This window comes from Streptomyces sp. NPDC059832 (assembly GCF_042731715.1).
Lineage (GTDB): Bacteria > Actinomycetota > Actinomycetes > Streptomycetales > Streptomycetaceae > Streptomyces.
This window is the reverse complement of record NZ_JBHWIY010000033.1, coordinates 68,046-87,892: the sequence shown is the minus strand read 5'-3', so window position 1 is coordinate 87,892 and position 19,847 is coordinate 68,046. Positions and strand designations below refer to the sequence as shown.

16 protein-coding genes, 1 tRNA gene and 2 pseudogenes are annotated in these 19,847 nt (G+C 69.6%); 11 read left to right on the top strand and 8 right to left on the bottom strand.

All coding sequences use genetic code 11. The features are described from left to right. Positions 1 to 220 (bottom strand): annotated as a pseudogene (locus ACFV8T_RS36850) (DNA primase); the annotation flags it as partial. A 632-nt stretch (positions 221 to 852) separates the two neighbouring features. On the opposite strand from ACFV8T_RS36850, the gene ACFV8T_RS36845 reads away from it, so the two are divergent. Together ACFV8T_RS36845 and ACFV8T_RS36840 are read left to right on the top strand one after the other, a co-directional pair. Then, the gene (locus ACFV8T_RS36845; protein ID WP_385336062.1) at positions 853 to 2,223 is read left to right on the top strand and encodes a PP2C family protein-serine/threonine phosphatase; all 1,371 of its coding nucleotides are present in this window, start codon (positions 853 to 855) and stop codon (positions 2,221 to 2,223) included. Positions 2,224 to 2,335: 112 nt separating this feature from the next. Then, on the top strand, positions 2,336 to 3,799 hold the full coding sequence (locus ACFV8T_RS36840) for an aminopeptidase P family protein (protein ID WP_385336060.1): 1,464 nt from the start codon (positions 2,336 to 2,338) through the stop codon (positions 3,797 to 3,799). An 84-nt stretch (positions 3,800 to 3,883) separates the two neighbouring features. Here ACFV8T_RS36840 and ACFV8T_RS36835 read toward each other — a convergent pair whose 3' ends face one another. After that, positions 3,884 to 4,450 carry an ATP-binding protein gene (locus ACFV8T_RS36835; RefSeq protein WP_385336058.1) on the bottom strand — a complete coding sequence of 189 codons (567 nt, stop codon included), beginning with the start codon at positions 4,448 to 4,450 and terminating at the stop codon, positions 3,884 to 3,886. A gap of 212 nt (positions 4,451 to 4,662) precedes the next feature. On the opposite strand from ACFV8T_RS36835, the gene ACFV8T_RS36830 reads away from it, so the two are divergent. The 9 genes from ACFV8T_RS36830 to ACFV8T_RS36790 all read left to right on the top strand — a co-directional run bounded on the left by ACFV8T_RS36830 (position 4,663) and on the right by ACFV8T_RS36790 (position 14,583). Beyond that, on the top strand, positions 4,663 to 5,463 hold the full coding sequence (locus ACFV8T_RS36830) for a hypothetical protein (RefSeq protein ID WP_385336056.1): 801 nt from the start codon (positions 4,663 to 4,665) through the stop codon (positions 5,461 to 5,463). A gap of 155 nt (positions 5,464 to 5,618) precedes the next feature. Beyond that, positions 5,619 to 6,362 (top strand): YcnI family protein, encoded by a 744-nt coding sequence (locus tag ACFV8T_RS36825; RefSeq protein ID WP_385336054.1) that lies wholly within the window; start codon positions 5,619 to 5,621, stop codon positions 6,360 to 6,362. 45 nt (positions 6,363 to 6,407) lie between these two features. Further along, positions 6,408 to 7,061: an SCO family protein gene (locus ACFV8T_RS36820; protein WP_385336052.1), complete on the top strand. Its 654-nt coding sequence runs from the start codon at positions 6,408 to 6,410 to the stop codon at positions 7,059 to 7,061. Beyond that, positions 7,058 to 7,507 carry a copper chaperone PCu(A)C gene (locus ACFV8T_RS36815; protein WP_385336050.1) on the top strand — a complete coding sequence of 150 codons (450 nt, stop codon included), beginning with the start codon at positions 7,058 to 7,060 and terminating at the stop codon, positions 7,505 to 7,507. Before ACFV8T_RS36820 ends, ACFV8T_RS36815 begins: the two co-directional genes overlap by 4 nt. 14 nt (positions 7,508 to 7,521) lie before the next feature. Next, positions 7,522 to 9,486, top strand: a complete 1,965-nt coding sequence (locus ACFV8T_RS36810) for a copper resistance CopC/CopD family protein (RefSeq protein ID WP_385336048.1) — start codon at positions 7,522 to 7,524, stop codon at positions 9,484 to 9,486. A 59-nt stretch (positions 9,487 to 9,545) separates the two neighbouring features. Then, entirely contained in the window at positions 9,546 to 10,829 is a 1,284-nt protein-coding gene (efeB, locus tag ACFV8T_RS36805; protein WP_385336072.1) for an iron uptake transporter deferrochelatase/peroxidase subunit, read from the top strand. A gap of 27 nt (positions 10,830 to 10,856) precedes the next feature. Continuing rightward, the gene (gene pheA, locus ACFV8T_RS36800) at positions 10,857 to 11,792 is read left to right on the top strand and encodes a prephenate dehydratase (protein ID WP_385336046.1); all 936 of its coding nucleotides are present in this window, start codon (positions 10,857 to 10,859) and stop codon (positions 11,790 to 11,792) included. A 701-nt stretch (positions 11,793 to 12,493) separates the two neighbouring features. Further along, positions 12,494 to 13,783 carry a serine--tRNA ligase gene (serS, locus tag ACFV8T_RS36795; protein ID WP_266416688.1) on the top strand — a complete coding sequence of 430 codons (1,290 nt, stop codon included), beginning with the start codon at positions 12,494 to 12,496 and terminating at the stop codon, positions 13,781 to 13,783. Then, complete coding sequence (locus ACFV8T_RS36790; protein WP_266416690.1) at positions 13,780 to 14,583, top strand: HAD family hydrolase; 804 nt, start codon at positions 13,780 to 13,782, stop codon at positions 14,581 to 14,583. Before serS ends, ACFV8T_RS36790 begins: the two co-directional genes overlap by 4 nt. 44 nt (positions 14,584 to 14,627) lie before the next feature. Here the strand turns inward: ACFV8T_RS36790 and ACFV8T_RS36785 are convergent. From ACFV8T_RS36785 to ACFV8T_RS36760, 6 genes and pseudogenes are all read right to left on the bottom strand, one after another. Next, positions 14,628 to 14,715: transfer RNA gene (locus ACFV8T_RS36785), tRNA-Ser, on the bottom strand. A 286-nt stretch (positions 14,716 to 15,001) separates the two neighbouring features. Then, complete coding sequence (locus ACFV8T_RS36780) at positions 15,002 to 15,700, bottom strand: hypothetical protein (protein WP_385336070.1); 699 nt, start codon at positions 15,698 to 15,700, stop codon at positions 15,002 to 15,004. A gap of 326 nt (positions 15,701 to 16,026) precedes the next feature. After that, a complete protein-coding gene (locus ACFV8T_RS36775; RefSeq protein ID WP_385336044.1) occupies positions 16,027 to 16,746 on the bottom strand; it encodes an ABC transporter permease in 720 nt (239 codons plus the stop codon). 30 nt (positions 16,747 to 16,776) lie between these two features. Beyond that, a complete protein-coding gene (locus tag ACFV8T_RS36770) occupies positions 16,777 to 17,688 on the bottom strand; it encodes an ABC transporter ATP-binding protein (protein ID WP_385336069.1) in 912 nt (303 codons plus the stop codon). After that, complete coding sequence (locus tag ACFV8T_RS36765; protein ID WP_385336042.1) at positions 17,685 to 18,593, bottom strand: ABC transporter permease; 909 nt, start codon at positions 18,591 to 18,593, stop codon at positions 17,685 to 17,687. Before ACFV8T_RS36765 ends, ACFV8T_RS36770 begins: the two co-directional genes overlap by 4 nt. Further along, a pseudogene (locus ACFV8T_RS36760) lies at positions 18,586 to 19,573 on the bottom strand (ABC transporter ATP-binding protein); the annotation flags it as partial. The pseudogene ACFV8T_RS36760 and the gene ACFV8T_RS36765, both read right to left, overlap by 8 nt. Positions 19,574 to 19,847: the final 274 nt, after the last annotated feature.

Genomic DNA, 19,847 nt, shown 5'->3' with positions numbered 1-19,847 from the left:
GACCGGGATCGAAGGGATGTGCGCCGGGCACGGCGCACTCGGGATCGGGACAGGCGCAACCACGGCCACGGCCACCGCGACCACCGGCCGCCTCCGGTCCTACTCCGGGAAGCACCGGCCACTGCCATGCGGTGGCGCAGGTCAGGGCCGCGTCGAGCTGGGCGGGCCTTCCCCTGCGCCGGAGCCGGAGCCTGCGTCGCCTTCCGAGGATCTCGCGCATGAGCGCTCGTTCCTTTCCGTTGAACGCCGAGGGTCCACATCGCACCACGTGCGAACTGCCGTACGTGTGCATCACTTCACTGTGCGTACATGCTCTTCAGGTCTGCGGTACGGGTGGGTCGTCGGTACCGAGCATGGGCCGAGCCGATTCGAGCAGGTGCGAGACGGGTCCGGACGAGCAGGTCCGGACAAGCATGGCGAGGAGCAGCGCATGTATCGCGCCTGCCGTCCCAGGGTGCAAACCCCGCCACTCGGGGGTGGGGGCGTGGCCGTCACAAGAGAGGACGTCCGGGCCGTCTGCCGGGTTCCGGGGCGATCAGAACTGCCCCTGACCTTCATCGATTACGTACCCAGCATGCCCGAAATGACGCTCCCTCTAGGACTTCACCCCGAGAACACCCCCTGTCGAGCACGCCCAGTCGACCGCAAATGGCTGTCGCAGGGTGCATTTTTAGGCCAACTTGACGGTCTCTTGGACACCACATTTCCCGTGGTGACAATGCTGGACATCGCCTCACTTGTGCGTGTACATGTGGTGCACGTGTACATGCGGATGCACTGATAGCGGCGCAGAATGACATGGGGGTTTGCGATGCTATTCGACGAAACGCACTGGTCGGAAAGCAGACGTCCATGAGCGCCCCACACCTGCCGAAAGTGGCTGGAATCGATCCCACAGTTCCGGTTTCAGCGCACACTGCCGGGTCCCTGTCCGAAGTGCCGTCCGCCCCGGGAGCCTTCATCCAGGACCGGCTCGCCGGCTGGGTCTCCGACCTCACCACGTTGCACGAACTCACCGAGCGGCTGGCCAGAACCGGCACCCTCGACGACGCGCTCCACGAGCTGCTGGACGCCGGAGCCACCCTGGTCGGCGCCCGCCGCGGCCTGGTCGTCCTCGAACCGTCCGACCGCCGCGGCCCCGTGAGCACCATCGGCCTCGGGCTCGCCCATGCCGAGCTCGGACTGATCGAGACGGTGCCGCGCACCGCCACCTCCTACGGCCGGATCCTGGAGGGGCTCCCGGACACCGAAGGAGCGCTGACCACCCCCGACCTGCCAGGCGACACCGGCCTGGACCCCCGCCGCCGCGAAGTCGCCGCCCGGCTCGGATACGCCGCCAGCTACGCCGTGCCGATCACCGCCGAGGCGACCGGCAGACTCGGTGCCGCCGTCTGGCTGTACGACGAACCCGCCGAACCCCTGGAGCGCCAGCGCCATCTCGCCGGGCTCTACGCCGGGTATGCCGGTGAGCACCTGGCCAGGCTGCTGGAACTGGAGCGGGCCAGGGCCGACATCGCCACCGTCACGGAGGAGCTGCTGCCCAGCAGGCTGCCCCGGGTCGCCGGCGTACAGCTGGCCGCCCGCCACCGCCGGGCGCCGCAGGGCGGTGGCGACTGGTACGACGCGCTGGCGCTGCCGGAGGGTGCGCTCGGTCTCGCCGTGGGCTCGGTGAACGGCTCCGGGCCCAGCGCCCTGGCCGCCATGGGACGGCTGCGGGCCGGCCTGCGGGCGTACGCGGTGATGGAGGGCGAGGATCCGGTCGCCGTGCTCTCGGACCTGGAGCTGCTGCTGCGGCTCACCGAACCGGCCCGTACGGCGACCGCGCTGTTCGCCTACTGCGAACCCGCCGAACGCAAGATCCTGCTGGCCGGCGCGGGCCATACCCCGCCGCTCGTGATCGGCGACCGGCGCACCGAGTTCGTGGAGACCTCGGTCTCCGCGCCGCTGGGCATGCTCGCCTGCTGGGAGGCGCCCAGCGTGGAGATCACCCCGGCGCCCGGCGAGACCGTACTGCTCTGCACCGACGGACTGCTGCGCCGCACCGGCGACTCGACGGACCGGGCGTTCGCGCGGCTCCACTCGGCGGCCGCTTCCGTGCCGAAGGCGATGCGCCTCGACGCCGGAGCCGTCGCCGACCATGTGCTGCGCACCGTGCTGCCGGACGGGCTCGACCGCGACGACGACGCGGAGGACGTGGTCGTCCTGGCCGCGCGTTTCGACTGAGCGCCCCGGCATTCCCCGGCCCGGCCGTGTAACAGGTCCTCCGGCCCTGTGCCCCCTTCCGTACGCCCGTACGATGGACGGGGTCCAGTGTCGTATCAAGGAGAGACAAATCGTGGCTGAGGAGCTCATCCCGGAGAACCCGGAGACCGAGGAAGAAGAGACGGTCAAGCAGCGGAAGAACGGCCTGTACCCGGGCGTCTCCGATGAACTCGCCGCGAACATGAAGTCGGGTTGGGCCGATACCGAACTGCACGGCCTCGAACCGATCGCCCAGGCCGCACACACGGCCGCCCGCCGCGCCGCGCTCTCCGCGCGTTTCCCCGGTGAGCGACTGGTCATCCCCGCGGGCAACCTGAAGACCCGCTCCAATGACACCGAGTACGCCTTCCGCTCCTCCACCGAGTACGCGTACCTCACCGGCGACCAGACCCAGGACGGCGTCCTCGTCCTGGAGCCGACCGAGGACGGTCACGAGGCGACCATCCACCTGCTGCCGCGCTCCAACCGTGAGAACGGCGAGTTCTGGCTCGACGGCCAGGGCGAGCTGTGGGTCGGCCGCCGCCACTCCCTCGCCGAGGCCGAGCAGCTGCTGGGCATCCCGGCGAAGGACGTACGCGAGCTCCCCGCCGCGCTGACCGAGGCCACCGGCCCGGTCCGCAACGTCCGCGGCCACGACGCCGGCATCGAGGCCGCGCTGACCGACAAGGTCACCGCGGAGCGCGACGAGGAGCTGCGCGTCTTCCTCTCCGAGGCCCGGCTGGTCAAGGACGCCTTCGAGATCGCCGAGCTGGAGAAGGCCTGCGACGCCACCGCGCGGGGCTTCGAGGACGTCGTGAAGGTCCTCGACAAGGCCGAGGCGACGAGCGAGCGCTACATCGAGGGCACCTTCTTCCTGCGTGCCCGCATCGAGGGCAACGACATCGGCTACGGCTCGATCTGCGCGGCCGGCCCGCACGCCACCACCCTGCACTGGGTGCGCAACGACGGCGCGGTGCGCTCCGGCGAGCTGCTGCTGCTCGACGCCGGTGTGGAGACCAACGACCTCTACACCGCCGACGTGACCCGCACCCTGCCGATCAACGGCACGTTCACGCCGCTGCAGCGGAAGATCTACGACGCCGTGTACGAGGCCCAGGAGGCGGGCATCGCCGCCGTCAAGCCCGGCGCCGACTTCCGCGACTTCCACGACGCCGCACAGCGGGTGCTCGCCGAGAAGCTCGTCGAGTGGGGCCTGCTGGGCGACCTGTCCGTGGACAAGGTCCTGGAGCTGGGGCTCCAGCGCCGCTGGACGCTGCACGGCACCGGTCACATGCTCGGCATGGACGTCCACGACTGCGCCGCCGCGCGCACCGAGTCGTACGTCAACGGAACGCTGGAGCCCGGCGTCTGCCTCACGGTCGAGCCCGGTCTGTACTTCCAGACCGACGACCTGACCGTGCCCGAGGAGTACCGGGGCATCGGCGTCCGGATCGAGGACGACATCCTCGTCACCGAGGACGGCAACCGGAACCTCTCCGACAAGCTGCCGCGTCGGGCCGACGAGGTCGAGGAATGGATGGCCCGGCTCAAGGGCTGACCCGAAACACCCGGGACGACCCGGGAAGGACCGGAAGCCCCGGGAAGCCGGGAAACCGGGAAGTCCCGGCGAAGGACGCTCTGCTCAGGACACCATGAGCAGAGCGTCCTTCCGCCATTTCAGGACCTTGTCGAAGCTGACGACGGCACCGCTGCCGGGGCGGTTGCCGAAGTGCACGTGGTCGGCGAGCTGCTCGATCAGACAGAGGCCCCGTCCGTCCTCGGCGTTGAGCGGCGGGTACTGCGGTTCGTGCTGCTGATGGGTTTCGTGCTGCTGAGTCCCGCGCTGCTGTGCGGAGGTGCGGAGCGGGCGCCGGGCGGGAAAGCCGGGCCCCGAATCGGCGACCTCGATACGGCACTTCTCGCCGTCCAGATAAGCGGTGACCCGGTACTGTCCGGAGGCCGCCCCGGGCAGCTCGTCCCATACGTCCCACGGATCCCGCGGAACGCCCTGGCCTTCCTGGTCTTCCTGAACCCTGTGGTCACCGCCGTGCTCGACGGCGTTCGCACAGGCCTCGCTGAGTGCGACCGACAGATCGAAGGAGATGTCCGGGTCCACTCCCGCGGTCTCCATGGTGCCCAGCAGGAAGCGACGGGCCAGCGGAACGCTGGCAGCCTCGCGCCGCAAATGGAGGGACCACCAGATGCTCATGCTCCAGCCTCCTGGCTGCGGCTCGACATACCGATACGTATTGCCGCGCAACACCATTCGTAAGCACAGACCTGATGTGAGACCGCTCATTCGGCGGATACCAGCTCTCCGTGCACCCGTGTATGCCCGGCCGGTGGACCCAACCGGACGGAAGGCGACCTTCCGGACCTGCCGTACGGAGTCCCGGTGCTCGGTGCGATGATGGCCCCGCCATGTCTATGCCTGTCGCACGCGCCGGAGCCGGTCTGCGGCTCATGAGGGCCGCGGTGTTCACCGCGGTCTGCGTCGCGCTGTCCGCGGCAGGTCACTCCCTGGCTTCCTGCGCCGCCGTCCCCTGGTGGACCCTGCTTGCCGGGTTCCTGGGGATGTTCGCGGTGGTGGCACCGTTCGCCGGACGCGAGCGTTCGCTGCGGTCCATCGCCGCCGCCCTGGCCGGCGGACAGATCGCCCTGCACTCCCTGTTCGGCATGGGTACGCACGGCACCCCGGCGAACACCGCGGCGGGCGACGACTCGTTGATCCGGTTCGCGGCAAGCCTCGTGTGCGGGGCCGGGCCGGCCCAGCTGAGCGCCGCCGAGGCGCACCGCATCGTCACCACCGCGGGCATCGACCCGGCGTCGGTGACGGCCGGTGACCACCACGTCGCCGCCGCGTCCGGCACGGATCCGGCCGCCCTCGCCGCCCTGCTGCCCGACCTGCCCATGCTGCTCGGCCATCTGCTGGCCGCGGCGGCCACCGGCTGGCTGCTGCGCCGCGGCGAGATCGCCCTGTTCCGACTGGTCCGGCTGTCCGCGCACGGCGCCCAGCAGATAGCGGCCGGGGCCCGGCTGCGCGCCCTGCGCGCGGCGCTCGCCCTCGTCGACGCCCTGCGCGCCGGCCTTCCCGGCGGTCCGACGACCGGGCCGCGCATCGCCCGTACGGCGGTCGACGCCCCGCCCCCCGCCACCGGGGACCCGTTGCAGCACCTGGTGATCAGGCGCGGTCCGCCGCCCGCGTACGCGCTCGCAGCCTGACGCGACACCCTCCATCCGGCGCACGGACCGCTCCGTGCCGTACCCGGTCGGCGCATACGCGCCGCTCAGGGGGAAGAGGAGAGGTGTCGTGATGCCGTCGCGCACCCGCGCGCCGGACCACCTTTCCTTCGTGCTTCCGTGGAGTGATCCCTGTCATGAACGTTTCCCGCATCGCCCTCGCCGGCGGCGTCGCCGCGTCCACCGTCCTGATCCTCGCCGGTACGGCCTCCGCGCACGTCAGCGTGCAGCCGCAGGGCGAGGCCGCCAAGGGCGGTTACGCCACCGTCAACTTCAAGGTCCCCAACGAGCGCGACAACGCCTCGACGACCAAGGTCGAGGTCAACTTCCCGACCGACCACCCGCTGGCCTCCGTCATGCCGCAGGCCGTACCCGGCTGGGACATCGAGGTCACCAAGAGCAAGCTGGCCAAGCCGATGGAGATGCACGGCAAGAAGATCAACGAGGCCGTCTCCAAGGTCACCTGGACCGCCGAGGGCGACAAGGACGCGCGCGGCATCCGCCCCGGTGACTTCCAGCAGTTCCCGCTCTCCATCGGCCAGCTCCCCGAGGACGCCGACCAGCTGGTGTTCAAGGCCATCCAGACGTACGACAACAAGGAAGTCGTCCGCTGGATCGAGGAGCAGAAGGCCGGCGCCGCCGAGCCCGAGAGCCCGGCGCCCGTCCTCGCGCTGACCGCGCCGACCACCGGCGAGCACGGCGCGGCCGCCGGCGCCAAGGGTGCCGACGCCGGCGCCAAGGCAACGGACAAGCAGACGACGGCCGCCTCGGACACCTCCTCCAGCGACACCACGGCCCGGGTCCTCGGCATCGTCGGCATCGTCGTCGGCGTGGCGGGCGTGGCCTTCGGCGTCCTCGCCGGCCGCCGCCGCACCGCCTGATCCACAGCTCCACCCGTCCCACCCACCACCAGGAATCAGTGCTCCATGCCCAAGAAAACGGTGCTGGCCGCGGCGTTCGTCGCCGCGGCCGCGCTCACCCTGTCCGCCTGCGGCAGCAGCGATGACAGCGCCAAGAAGCCCATCGCCGACGTGTCGGTCCAGGCGAAGACCAAGGCCGCGACCGTCCTGGACCAGCCGTTCACCAAGCCGGATCTCGTCCTCACCGACACCCACGGCAAGAAGTACGACCTCCGGGAGCGGACCAAGGGCAAGCCGACCCTGATCTACTTCGGCTACACCAACTGCCCCGACGTCTGCCCGCTCATCATGAGTAACATCGCCATCGCCAAGAAGTCGCTGCCCAAGGCCGACCAGGAAAAGCTCCAGGTCGTCTTCGTGACCACCGACCCCGAGCGGGACACCCCGTCCTCGCTCGGCAGCTGGCTCAAGTCCCAGGACGCCTCCTTCATCGGCCTCACCGGCGACTTCCCGACCATCCAGGCGGGCGCACGCCAGATCGGCATCGGCATCGACGCGCCGAAGAAGGAGAAGGACGGCACGGTCGTCTCGATGCACGGGTCCCAGGTCATCGCGTTCTCCCCGAAGACCGACAAGGGCTACCTCGTCTACAGCGAGGACACCTCGCCCGACGACTACACCAAGGACCTGCCCAAGATCGTCAAGGGAGAGACCCCGTGAACCGCCGCACCACCCTCGCCGGCGTCATAGCCCTCACCACGGGGCTGACGCTGGCGGGTTGCTCGTCCTCGGACGGCAAGCCCGAGCTGAAGGTGACCGGCGCGTTCATGCCGCAGCCCGTCAGCGACATGGCGGCCGGATTCCTCGTCGTGAAGAACAGCGGCGGGACGTCCGACCGGCTCACCTCCGTCACCAGCCCCCTCTCCGACGACATAACGATCCACGAGACGAAGAACCAGACGATGCGCATGGTGACGTCCTTCGACGTGCCCGCGGGCGGCGAGCTGGATCTGGAGCGCGGCGGGAACCACATCATGTTCATGAAACTCAAGCAGCGGCCCAAGCAGGGCGAGAAGGTGTCCGTGGAGCTGCACTTCGAGAAGGCCGACCCGATAAAGGTCGACCTTCCCGTGAAGGAGACCACCCACAACCCGAAGAAGCAGTGAGGGACTGACTCGTCATGACAGCCACCGCCCCGCACTTCGGACCGCCCCCGTCCACTCCCTCGACACGTCGTCCACTCGCCGCGGCCGCGCTTCTCGCCGCCGTCGTCGGCATGGTGTTCGGCCTGTTGCTGGGAGGCGCGGGCCCGGCGTCCGCGCATGCCGCACTGACCGGGAGCGATCCGCAGGACGGGGCGGTGGTCGCCACCGCCCCCAAGGAGGTCACGCTCACCTTCTCCGAGCAGGTCGCCCTCGGCGACGGCTCCATCCGGATCCTGGATCCCGCCGGCAAACGCGCCGACACCGGCGCCGCGCCCCGTGATCTGCAGAGCGGATCCACCGTGAAGTACGGTGTCTCGCTGCACGCCGGACTGCCCGACGGGACGTACACCGTCGCCTGGCAGGCCGTGTCCGCGGACAGCCACCCCGTGTCCGGCGCCTTCACCTTCTCCGTCGGAGCACCCTCGAAGACCGCCGTGGCACTCCCGACGGACGAGGCCGGTGGCGGCCTCGTCGGCACCCTCTACGACATCGCGCGCTACGCCGCGTACGCCGGTTTCATCCTGCTGGCCGGCGGCTCCGCCTTCGTACTGGCCTGCTGGCAGCGCGGGGCGGGTGCACGCCCCCTCCAGCGCCTGGTCGTACGCGGCTGGATGACCCTCACCGTCGCCACCCTGGCCATGCTGCTCCTGCGCAACCCGTACACCGGATCGGGGAAGCTCGCGGACGCCTTCGACCTCGACGGACTGAAGGCCGTGCTCGACACCAAGCCCGGTGCCGCACTCGTCTCCCGGCTGCTGCTGCTCGGCGCATCCGCGCTGTTCATCGCCGTGCTCTTCGGGGCCTACGCCAAGCGCGAGGACGAGCGCGAGAAGAAGGACCTCACCTTCGGGCTGGCCATCGGCGGCACGGTGATCGCCGCCGGGATCGCCGGTACATGGGCGCTCGCCGAGCACGCCTCCACCGGGATCCAGCCCGGTATCGCCATGCCGGTCGACGTCCTCCATCTGCTGGCCGTCGCCGCCTGGCTCGGTGGTCTCACGGCCCTGCTGGTCGCGCTCTACCGGACCCCCGGCATCGACGCCACCGCCGTACGGCGCTTCTCCGGCATCGCGTTCGGCAGCGTGATCGTGCTCACCGCGACCGGGATCTATCAGTCCTGGCGCCAGGTCGGCACCTGGTCCGCGCTCACCGGCACCGGATACGGGCAACTGCTGCTCGTGAAGGTGGGGCTCGTCGCCGTCCTGGTCGGGGTCGCCTGGTTCTCGCGGCGCTGGACGGCGCGCCTGATCGCGGGCGGGGGCGGTGCGGAGACGGGGTCCAGGGCCGGGGACGGTGAGAGGCCCCATGAAGCGGCGTCCGACGAGGCCCAGGCCCCGGGCACATCGGCGCCCACGGCCGAGGACCCCGCGCGGGCGGCTCAACTCGCCCGGCAGCAGGCCGCCGTGGCCACCGCCCAGAAGAAGCGGATCCGCGACGCCGACCCCGAACGGTCCGGGCTCCGCCGGTCGGTGCTGGCGGAAGTGGGAGTCGCCGTCGCGCTGCTGGCGGTGACGACCGTACTGACCTCGACCGAGCCGGCGCGTACCGAGGAAGAAGCGGCCCGCGCGTCGACGACGGCGAGCGCCCCGGCGGCCGAAGGCCCGGTCAGCTTGAAGCTGCCCTTCGACACGGGCGGCACGAACGGCAGGGGAACGGTGCGGATGGAGATCACCCCCGCCGGTACCGGCGCCAATGAGCTCCACATCTGGATCGACGGCGCGGACGGAAAGGCCATGGACGTCCCCGAGGTGAAGGTCGCCTTCACGCTGGAGTCCAAGGACATCGGCCCGCTCCCCGTCGTCCCCGCCCGGCTGACCGAGGGCCACTGGACCGCCGACGGCGTCCAGATCCCGATGCCGGGCAACTGGAAGGTCGCCCTGACCGTCCGTACCTCGGACATCGATCAGACGACCATCGACAAGAACGTGAAGATCGGTTGAGCAGGATCGTGAGCACAGACAGCAGCAGGAAGACCCGGGCCGGTGGAGCCCGGGACGACGTGGCCAGCGGGGACGACGGTGCCCGTGGCGGCGGAGGCATCTCCCGGCGTCGGCTGATCGGCAGCGCGGGCGCGGCCGGTGCGACCGGGCTGGTGCTGGGCGCGGCGGGCGGCGCGACAGGCTATGCCGCGACCCGGCCCGACGAAGCCGCCGCACTGACCACGGTCGGCTCCACCCAGGTGATGTTTCACGGGAAACATCAACCGGGGATCACCACTCCGCTCCAGGCGCGCGGCCATCTCGTCGCCTTCGACCTGGTGCCCGGTGCCGGACGCAAGGAAGCCGCTGCCCTGATGCGCCGGTGGTCGGCCGCGGCCGGGCGCCTGATGGCCGGCGATCCGGCCGGGGACGGCGCGGCGGACGGTCCGGACCATGACACCGGGATCGCGCTGGATGCCGGACCGTCCTCGCTGACCGTCACCTTCGGCTTCGGCCGGACCTTCTTCGAACGCACGGGCCTGACCGGCAACCGCCCACCGGGGCTCGACCCGCTGCCGCCCTTCTCCTCCGACCACATCGACGCCGGGCGCTCCAACGGTGACCTCTGGGTCCAGATCGGCGCGGACGACGCGCTCGTCGCCTTCCACGCACTGCGTGCCGTGCAGAAGGAGGCCGCCCCCGCCGCCAGGGTCCGCTGGCAGATGAACGGCTTCAACCGCGCCCCCGGCGCCACGGCCCGGCCGATGACCGCCCGCAATCTGATGGGCCAGGTCGACGGCACCAACAACCCGAAACCGACCGAGAGCGACTTCGAGCGCCGTATCTTCGTCCCCAGTGGAACCGACGCGAAGTACGGCTGGCTCGCGGGCGGCTCGTACGCGGTCGTGCGCCGGATCAGGATGCTGCTCGACGACTGGGAGAAGCTCCCGGTGCAACGACAGGAGCAGGTCATAGGGCGCCGGAAGAAGGACGGCGCTCCGCTGAGCGGCGGCACCGAGACCACCGCGTTGGACCTCGACAGAGCCGGCCCCGACGGCAAGCTCCTGGTCCCGGACAACGCCCACGCCCGGATCTCCTCCCCCGAGAAGAACAGCGGCGCGGCCATGCTGCGACGCCCCTTCTCGTACCACGACGGCATCTCGGCGGACGGCACTCCGGACGCCGGTCTGCTGTTCATCTGCTGGCAGGCGGATCCGCTGCGCGGGTTCGTCCCGGTGCAGCGCAAGCTGGACCGGGGCGACGCCCTGTCCCCGTTCATCCGGCACGAGGCGAGCGGCCTGTTCGCGGTGCCGGGCGGTGCGGCGGACGGCGAGTACGTGGGGCAGCGGCTGCTGGAGTCCTGAGCCACCGGGGCGCATTAGGGTGACGGTATGTCCGCCACGCGCTACGCCTATCTCGGCCCCGAAGGCACCTTCACCGAGGTCGCCCTCCGTACGCTCCCGGAAGCCGCCACCCGCGAACTCGTCCCGATGGTCTCCGTACCGGCCGCTCTGGACGCGGTACGCAGCGGGGCCGCCGCGGCGGCGCTCGTGCCGATCGAGAACTCCGTCGAGGGCGGCATCACCGCGACGCTCGACGAGCTGACCACCGGCGAGCCGCTGATGATCTACCGCGAGGTGCTGCTCTCCATCACCTTCGCGCTGCTGGTGCGGCCCGGTACCAAGCTGTCCGACATCAAGTCGGTCACCGCGCACCCGGCCGCACAGCCGCAGGTGCGCAACTGGCTGGCCGCCCACCTCCCGGACGCCGTGTGGGAGTCGGCGGCCTCCAACGCGGACGGCGCCCGGCTGGTGCAGGAGGGCCGGTACGACGCCGCCTTCGCCGGTGAGTTCGCGGCGGCCACGTACGGCCTCGAACCGCTGGTGACCGAGATCCATGACGCGGTGAACGCGCAGACCCGCTTCGTCCTGGTGGGCCGCCCCGCCCGGCCGGCGGCGCCGACGGGCGCGGACAAGACGTCGGTGGTCATCTGGCTGGGCGAGGACCACCCCGGTGCCCTGCTCGAACTGCTCCAGGAGTTCGCGGTGCGCGGGGTGAACCTGATGCTGATCCAGTCGCGGCCGACGGGGGCCGGCATCGGCAACTACTGCTTCGCGGTGGACGCCGAGGGGCACATCGCGGACCGCCGGGTCGGCGAGGCGCTGATGGGGCTGAAGCGGATCTGCCCGAAGGTGCGCTTCCTGGGTTCGTACCCGCGGGCAGGCGTGGCCTTGCAGGACGTGCGGCCGCTGCGTGCGGGAACGTCGGACACCGCGTTCACGGAGGCCTCCGACTGGCTGGCCAGGAACCTGGACGGCCGAGGCTGACGGAATCGGGAACCGGGGACGCGAGGAGCTGACAGGACTTCGGTCCTGCGGGACGGGAGCGAATCGGCCTCCTCCCGGGTCTCAGCGCGCCGTCGAAGCCCAACGCCGTCGCCGCCCACGCCGTCGATGCCCAACGCGTCGCCGCCGGTGCTATCTGCCGATTTTTGGCATCCACAAAGTTATCCACAGGGATGGTTCTCGACCTGGGGACAAGTCGACACCCTCAAGCGACATGGTCGACAAATTGCTCCAGTCGGCCCAGATGCGTCCACAGGCCGGCAGGTCACCCGAGGCGCCCCGTGTCGCCCCAATTCCATTGATCAACTCTTTAGGACGGGAAATTCCCACCCGAACGAGCGTCTGAAGTGGGTTTGAACGGGAAATCCGCGAGCCATCACGCAGCTTTCGGAATGGCACCCTCCGGCATCCACAGATCTTCTTCACACCCTGTGGATAACTTTCGGAAGCTCGGGAGCCTGTGGACAAGCAACGATCAACTGCCCCTCCAGGCAAGGGGGATACGTCAAGACGAGTGAAGCCTTCTGCCCCATTTAGGCGAGTAGGCTCTTTTTATTGACGATCGGGATCCACCCCGGCCGCACAATCTCCCTCAGCATTGCCAATTCAGGCAATTAGGGCAAAGTGACACGCTCGGCAATATCGGTTCGAGCGGGGGAAGTGCACACCGGTAGCCTGGAGGGGTGATTGACCTTCGCCTGCTCCGTGAGGACCCCGACCGTGTTCGCGCCTCCCAGCGCGCCCGTGGAGAGGACGTCGAACTCGTCGACGCCCTTCTCTCCGCCGACGAGCGGCGCAGGTCGTCCGGTGTCCGCTTCGACGAACTCCGCTCCGAGCAGAAAGCGCTCGGCAAGCTCATCCCCAAGGCCTCGCCCGACGAGCGCGCCGAGCTGCTCAAGAAGGCCGAGCAGCTGAAGGCCGACGTCAAGGCCGCCGACGCCGCACAGGACGAGGCCGACGCCGAGGCCAAGCGCCTGATGCTCCAGATCGGCAACATCGTCCACGAGGACGTGCCGGTCGGCGGCGAGGAGGACTTCGTCGTCCTGGAGACACACGGAACGATCCGTGACTTCGGGGCCGAGGGCTTCGAGCCCAAGGACCACCTGGAGCTCGGCGAGAAGCTCGGTGCCATCGACATGGAGCGTGGCGCCAAGGTCTCCGGCTCGCGCTTCTACTACCTGACGGGTGTCGGCGCGCTGCTGGAGCTGGCCCTCGTCAACGCCGCGATCGCGCAGGCCGGCGAGGCCGGCTTCATCCCGATGCTGACACCGGCGCTGGTCCGCCCGCGCGCCATGGAAGGCACCGGATTCCTCGGCCAGGCCGCGGAGAACGTGTACCACCTGGAGAAGGACGACTACTACCTGGTCGGCACCTCCGAGGTCCCGCTCGCCGCGTACCACATGGACGAGATCATCGACGCCGAGAAGCTGCCGCTGCGCTACGCGGGCTTCTCGCCCTGCTACCGCCGTGAGGCCGGTACGTACGGCAAGGACACCCGGGGCATCTTCCGGGTGCACCAGTTCGACAAGGTCGAGATGTTCTCGTACGTCGACCCGGCGGACGCCGAGGCGGAGCACCGCAGGCTCCTCGACTGGGAGAAGCAGTGGCTCACCGCTCTTGAGCTGCCCTTCCAGGTGATCGACGTCGCCACCGGCGACCTGGGCGCCTCGGCCTCCCGGAAGTTCGACTGCGAGGCGTGGATCCCGACGCAGGGCAAGTACCGCGAGCTGACGTCCGCGTCGAACTGCAACGGATTCCAGGCCCGCCGCCTGTCCGTCCGGATGCGCGACACCCGCGACGGCAAGAAGGTGCTCCAGCCGCTGTCCACGCTGAACGGCACGCTCTGCGCCGTACCGCGCACGATCGTGGCGATTCTGGAGAACCACCAGCTGGCCGACGGTTCGGTACGGGTGCCCGAGGTGCTCCGGCCGTATCTGGGCGGGCGCGAGGTTCTGGAGCCGGTCGCCAAGTGACCTTTCCGTACAAGCTCGTCGCGACCGATCTCGACGGCACGCTGCTGCGTAACGACGACACGGTCTCCGAGCGCACCCGTGAGGCACTGGCCGCGGTCACCGCGGCCGGTGCCGCGCACATCATCGTCACCGGGCGCGCGGTCCCCTGGACCCGCCACATCCTGGACGACCTGGGCTACGAAGGGCTCGCCGTCTGCGGCCAGGGCGCGCAGGTCTACCACGCGGGCGAGCGCAAGCTGCTGACCTCGCTGACGCTGGACCGGCAGCTGGCCGGTCTCGCGCTGTCCAAGGTCGAGGCCGAGGTCGGTCCGCTGGCCCTGGCGGCGAGCCGCGACGGGCTCGACGGCGAAGTGATGGTCGGCCCCGGCTACCGGGTACAGGAAGGTCCGCTTCCGGCCGTCTTCGTGGAGGACCCGGCCGAGCTGTGGTCCGCGCCCCTGAACAAGGTCTACATCCAGCATCCCGATCTGGACGACGACGCTCTGGCGAAGGCCGCGCGCGCGGCCGTCGGCAACCTCGTGGACGTGGTCATGGCCGGTCCGGGTGTGGTGGAGATCCTGCCGCTGGGGCTGAGCAAGGCGACCGGGCTCTCGCTGGCCGCGCGCCGGCTGGGCGTGAAGGCCGCGGACACCCTGGCCTTCGGCGACATGCCGAACGACATCCCGATGTTCGCCTGGGCCCGTCGGGGCGTGGCGATGGCCAACGCGCACGAGGACCTGAAGGCCGTGGCCCAGGAGATCACCGCGTCCAACGAGGACGACGGCATCGCTGTGGTGCTGGAACAGCTGCTCCAGCCCTAGGTGCGTGGATCGGGGCCGCGTACCGGTACGCGGCCCTGCTGCGGCGGAGGATGCGCGGATCGAACGCGCGCGGGGTTCACGGCCCCGACGACGGCTTAGCAAGCCGCTGCCTTACCACTCGGCCAATCCTCCGGGTGGGCGGCCGCGCGATGCGCAGACAGGGCCGCCCCGGGCGTTCCGCTCCGAGCGGCAGGGCGGAGTCGTCGGTGACTACTCCGGCGCCGGCTCGGGTCCGCCCTGCGGGGAACTCGACGGACTCGGACTCTCGGTCATCGTCGCGCTCCTCTCCCGGCCTGTGGTGTGCGTGTCGGCGGGTGCCGTCCCCATCACTGTGCCGGGGACGGCCTTTCGACGCCACCCGTTTTCGGGGCGGTGCTCTTCTCCGGGCGGCGCCGGAAGGCCGAGAACTCCTGCCGGATCAGCGCTGCTTGCTGTTGCGGCGGCTCAGATCCTTCAGGTTGCGGGCGAGTTGAGCCATCCTGCCGTCGATACGGACGATGTCCTCGGACATGTGGCCCAGTCGCACACTCATGGCGCCGACGACCTGATGCGTGACGTCCAGCCTCCGGTCGAGGCTGTCGAGCCGGTGCGACATCCGGTTGAGGACGGGCCCGAGCTCCTGAAGCGCGGTGCCGACTCCGGCGAGGCAGCTCTCCACCCGGGTGACGCGGTGTTCGAGGGAGGCGTACCCCGCGCGCAGGTCCTGCTCGGCGTCGAGCAGATACGTACGGACGCATCGGGCGATGTCGCTGTCGCGAAGAAGCATCGCGACGTTGAGGACGGTCCTGCGGGTGTGGACGCGGAGCCGCGTCGCTGCCTGTGGATAACTTTCCGGCACCACCCCCGCCCATAGCGACATCATGTCGCTATGGAAGGAGCGCAGGTCAGCGCCGCGCAGCACCTGCATCCCGTTCTCCACCAACTCGTTCTGATGGCGGTCGGTAAGCCTCCTGACGGCGGTTGTGGATACTTCGAAGTAACGAGCCACATCCTCTGTGCGAAGGTGAATTCCGTCCGGGAGCATGACAAGGCTCTTGACCTTGTCGAGGACATCGACGCGCTCCATCTGCTCCACGCGCAGCGCACGCGATTCGAGCAGGGCGACTTCTATGGGCATGGACATGCCTTCCGATCGTGAAACCGACGACGGGCAGCCCTGTCCCGGGCTTCGAGGGGCGGAGGACGCTCACGGTTGCCACTCACTCAATGACCGACCCGGCGGGTACTCCCTCGCCGGCATCGGCAATCCCTGTTTCACGAAAGCTACGACGCCACAGATCCCAGTTGCCTCCACGCACCCTGCCCAACGAACCGATAACCATACAGTTACGCGTACGACTGTCCGAAATGCGTCAACCCCCGCCCAGGAGGCGAGGGTTGACGAGTTCCGGAGAGATCAGGAACGGAGCACTCGGGTGGCTGCGCCGGGAGGCAGACCCCCGGTCACTCCTCCCCGGCCAGCTTCAGCGTGCGCAGCTTCTGGCCCGCGTACCAGGTCGCCACCACCGTGACCGCGGCCAGCAGGACCGTCGCGGCCGGCAGTCCGACGTCGGAGGTGATCGCGCCCGCCCCGCCGACCTTCTCGGCGACCGCGAGGGACCACTGCTGGACGCTGAGCGTGCGCGCCCCGGGCACCAGGGTGCCGAACAGGGCCTCCCACACCAGCGCGTAGACGAGGCCGAAGACGACCGCGTGCCGGCTGACGGTGCCCAGCAGCAGGAACAGCGCGCTGTACGCGATCGAGGCGACCAGTGCCGCGATGGTGTAGGCCACCGCGATCTGCTGGCCGTTGCCGTTGAGGATCAGGCCCGCGACCAGCGTGGGCAGCGCGGAGAAGACCATCGTCACGGCGATGGCCACGATCAGCTTGGTGAAGATGATCGTCGGCCGCTTCACCGGCTTGGCCAGCAGGTAGACGATCGATCCGTCGTCGATCTCAGGGCCGATGGCCCCGGTTCCGGCGATCACACCGATCAGCGGCACCATCGTGGCGATGGCGAAGCCGCCCAGCACGTCCGAGGCCACCTGGTCGTCGGACCCGGCGAACGCCCGCACCGCGACGGCGATGACCACCAGCAGCGCCGGCAGGACGAACAGGATGGCGGCCCGGCGCCGGCCGAGCAGGGCCCGGTAGGTGAGCCGGGCGACTGTGGGGTCGTACATGACGCTTCACAGCTCCTTTCAGGCCACTACTCAGGCCGCTACGAGATAGGAAAAGACCGATTCAAGGGACTCGTCGGACGGCGAAACGGTCAGAAGACGAATTCCGTGCTCACGTGCGACCTTCGGCAGCAGCTCGGTGAAGCGTCCGAAGTCGACCGCCTGGATACGCAGGGCCCGTTCGCCCAGGTCCACCTCGATACCGGCCGTCGACGGGTCTGCGATCAGCGCGGCGGCGAGGGCGCGGTCGTCGCTGGACCGTACGAGATAGCGGTGCGGGCGGTCCGTCATCAGACGGCGGATCCTGCGGAAGTCGCCGGACGCCGCGTGCCGTCCTGCCACGATCACCTCGATGTGGGAGGCGAGTTGCTCCACCTCTTCGAGGATGTGGGAGGAGAAGAGCACCGTACGGCCCTCTGCACCCATCCGTCGCAGCAGTTCCATCAGCTGCATCCGCTGGCGCGGGTCCATGCCGTTGAACGGCTCGTCCAGCAGCAGCACGGACGGTTCATGGACCAGGGCGGACGCCATCTTCACGCGCTGGCGCATGCCCTTGCTGTACGTCGAGATCTTGCGGTCCTGCGCGTACTCCATCTCGACCGTGGCCAGCGCCTTCCGCGCCTCCGCGTCGCCGAGCCCCTGGAGCTCCGCGTTGGCGACGACGAACTCGCGGCCGGTCAGGAAGTCGTACATGCCCTCCCGCTCCGGCACGATCCCGATCTCCTTGTACACGGCTTCGTTGCGCCAGATCGCCCTGCCGTCCAGCGTGACCGCGCCCGTCGACGGGGCGAGGAAGCCGGCCATCATGTTGATCAGAGTGGACTTTCCGGCGCCGTTCGGCCCGAGCAGACCGGTGACGCCCGGCCCCACCGTCATGCTCACGTCGTTGACGGCGACCACATTGCCGAACCAGCGCGAGGTGTGGTCGATCTCGATGGTGGTCACAGCCCGACCCTCCGGTAGCGGCGCATCAGTACGGCGTACGAGCCGGCGACGAGCGCGAGAACAACGATCAGATAGACCGCACCGACCCCGGCATCCGGGGCCGCCCCTCCGGGGAAGGCCGAGTTGGCCCCGAGGAACGCGGTCTGCAGGCCGCCGATCAGCGTGATGGGGGAGAAGAGCCCCAGCCACTCGATCGCCCCGGCGGAGCCCGTCTGCCAGGCGATGGCCTGGACCGTGGAGACCGCGCCGTAGGTGATGGTCAGTACGGCGATCACCGCGGCGACACCGAAGCCGCGGCGCGGTGTCAGCGCGGCCATCACCAGGCCCAGCGCGGCGAAGAGCACGGAGAGCAGCGCCACCGAGACCAGTCCCTGTCCGAATCCCTTGGTCTGGTCGGCGAAGTCGAACTTCCCGAGCAGCGCGCCCGCATAGAGGATGACGAGCGGCGCCCCGGTGAGAATGAAGAGCGCGGTCGCCATGGCCGCCAGCTTGGCCACGACGTAGTCGACCCGTTCGATCGGCCGCGAGAAGTACAGCGGCACGCTCTTGAAACGCAGGTCCCGGGAGACCGACTGCGGTGCCTGCGCGGCAAGGAAGAGGCCGATCACGGCCTGGAGATAGATCGCGAAGGCGGTGTACTTGATCGGCAGGGCCGTCGATCCGGGGGTGGCGATGGCGACGGCGACGATAATCGCCGCGATCATGCACATCACGCCGAAGAGCAGCATCGGCAGCACCTTGGACTTGGCGGAACGGCCGAGTCCGAAAGCACCGCGCAGGGACTGCGAGTAGAGCGAGCGCCGCGCATAGCCACGGCCCAGCCGCTGGCCGTCGTAGGAGCGGTACCCGATGTTGTGGATGCGGGAGGTCTCGCTCCCGGTCACGGTCCCGGTCTCGGTACTCATCACGACCGCTCCCCTTCTGCTGTCAGGCGTTCCGCGGTCGCGGGCACGCTCTGCGCCGCGAGTGCGGACGCGGGTGCCTCTTCGGTACGGAAGACCTCGGCGATGTGATGGCGCCGCTGCTCCATCCGTACGAGGCCGAGCCCGAGCCCGGCGACGCCGTCGCGCACGATGTCGTACGTCTCGTCGCCGGTCGCCTCGACCAGCAGGATGTGGCCCGCGCCGGGCAGCCCCTGCGCATCGAGACCGTCATGGCCGATGAACTTCACGCCGGCCCGGGTGAGGACCTGGCGCAGTGCGTCGGTGCCGTCCGGGTGGGTGTCGCTGTCGGTGACCTCGACCGCGAGGGTCGTGGTGGTCTGGGTGAAGTCGCTGGTGGAGCTGGAGCGCAGGAGCGTGCCGCCGTCGATGACGACGACATGGTCGCAGGTGCGTTCCAGCTCGCCCAGGAGGTGCGAGGTGACCAGGACCGAGATGCCGAAGTCGGTGTGGACGCGGCGGATCAGCCCGAGCATCTCGTCGCGGCCGACCGGGTCGAGGCCGTTGGTCGGCTCGTCGAGCAGGACCAGCTGCGGGTCGTGGACCAGCGCCTGCGCCAGCTTCACGCGCTGCTTCATGCCGGTCGAGTAGCCGCCGATGGGGCGGTAGCGCTCCTCGTAGAGACCCACGTGCCGGAGCGTGTCGGCGGTGCGCTCGCGCGCTGCCGTCGGCGGCAGTCCGGACATCCGTGCCATGTGGACGACGAACTCGGTGGCCGAGACGTCCGGTGGCAGGCAGTCGTGCTCGGGCATGTAGCCGACCCGTTCCCGGATGGCGGCACCACTGGTGGCGACGTCGAGCCCGAGCACGGCGGCCCGGCCTTCGGTGGCGGGGGACAGACCCAGCAGGATCTTGATCAATGTGGACTTGCCGGCTCCGTTGGAACCCACCAGGCCGGTCACACCGGGGCCGATGTCCAAGGAGAGCCGGTCAAGCGCGGTCACCCGGGGGAACCGCTTGCTCAGGCTTTCGGTCGCGATCACAGTCACAATCCGAAGGTAGTGGCGCGCGCCACATCAGTCGTCAGCCCTGGCGGCTGGATCGGTATCCGACTCCAGATGTACGGACCCGTAGGGGGCCACCACGAGGGATGAGTCCCGCGGCCGGGGGCAGGCCCGACCGAGTTGTCCACAGGCCTCCGCACACCTCTTGACGTAGTCGCCGGACATTGTCACATTCATCAGTGTCACGTTACGGGCACGTACCGCACACGGCAGG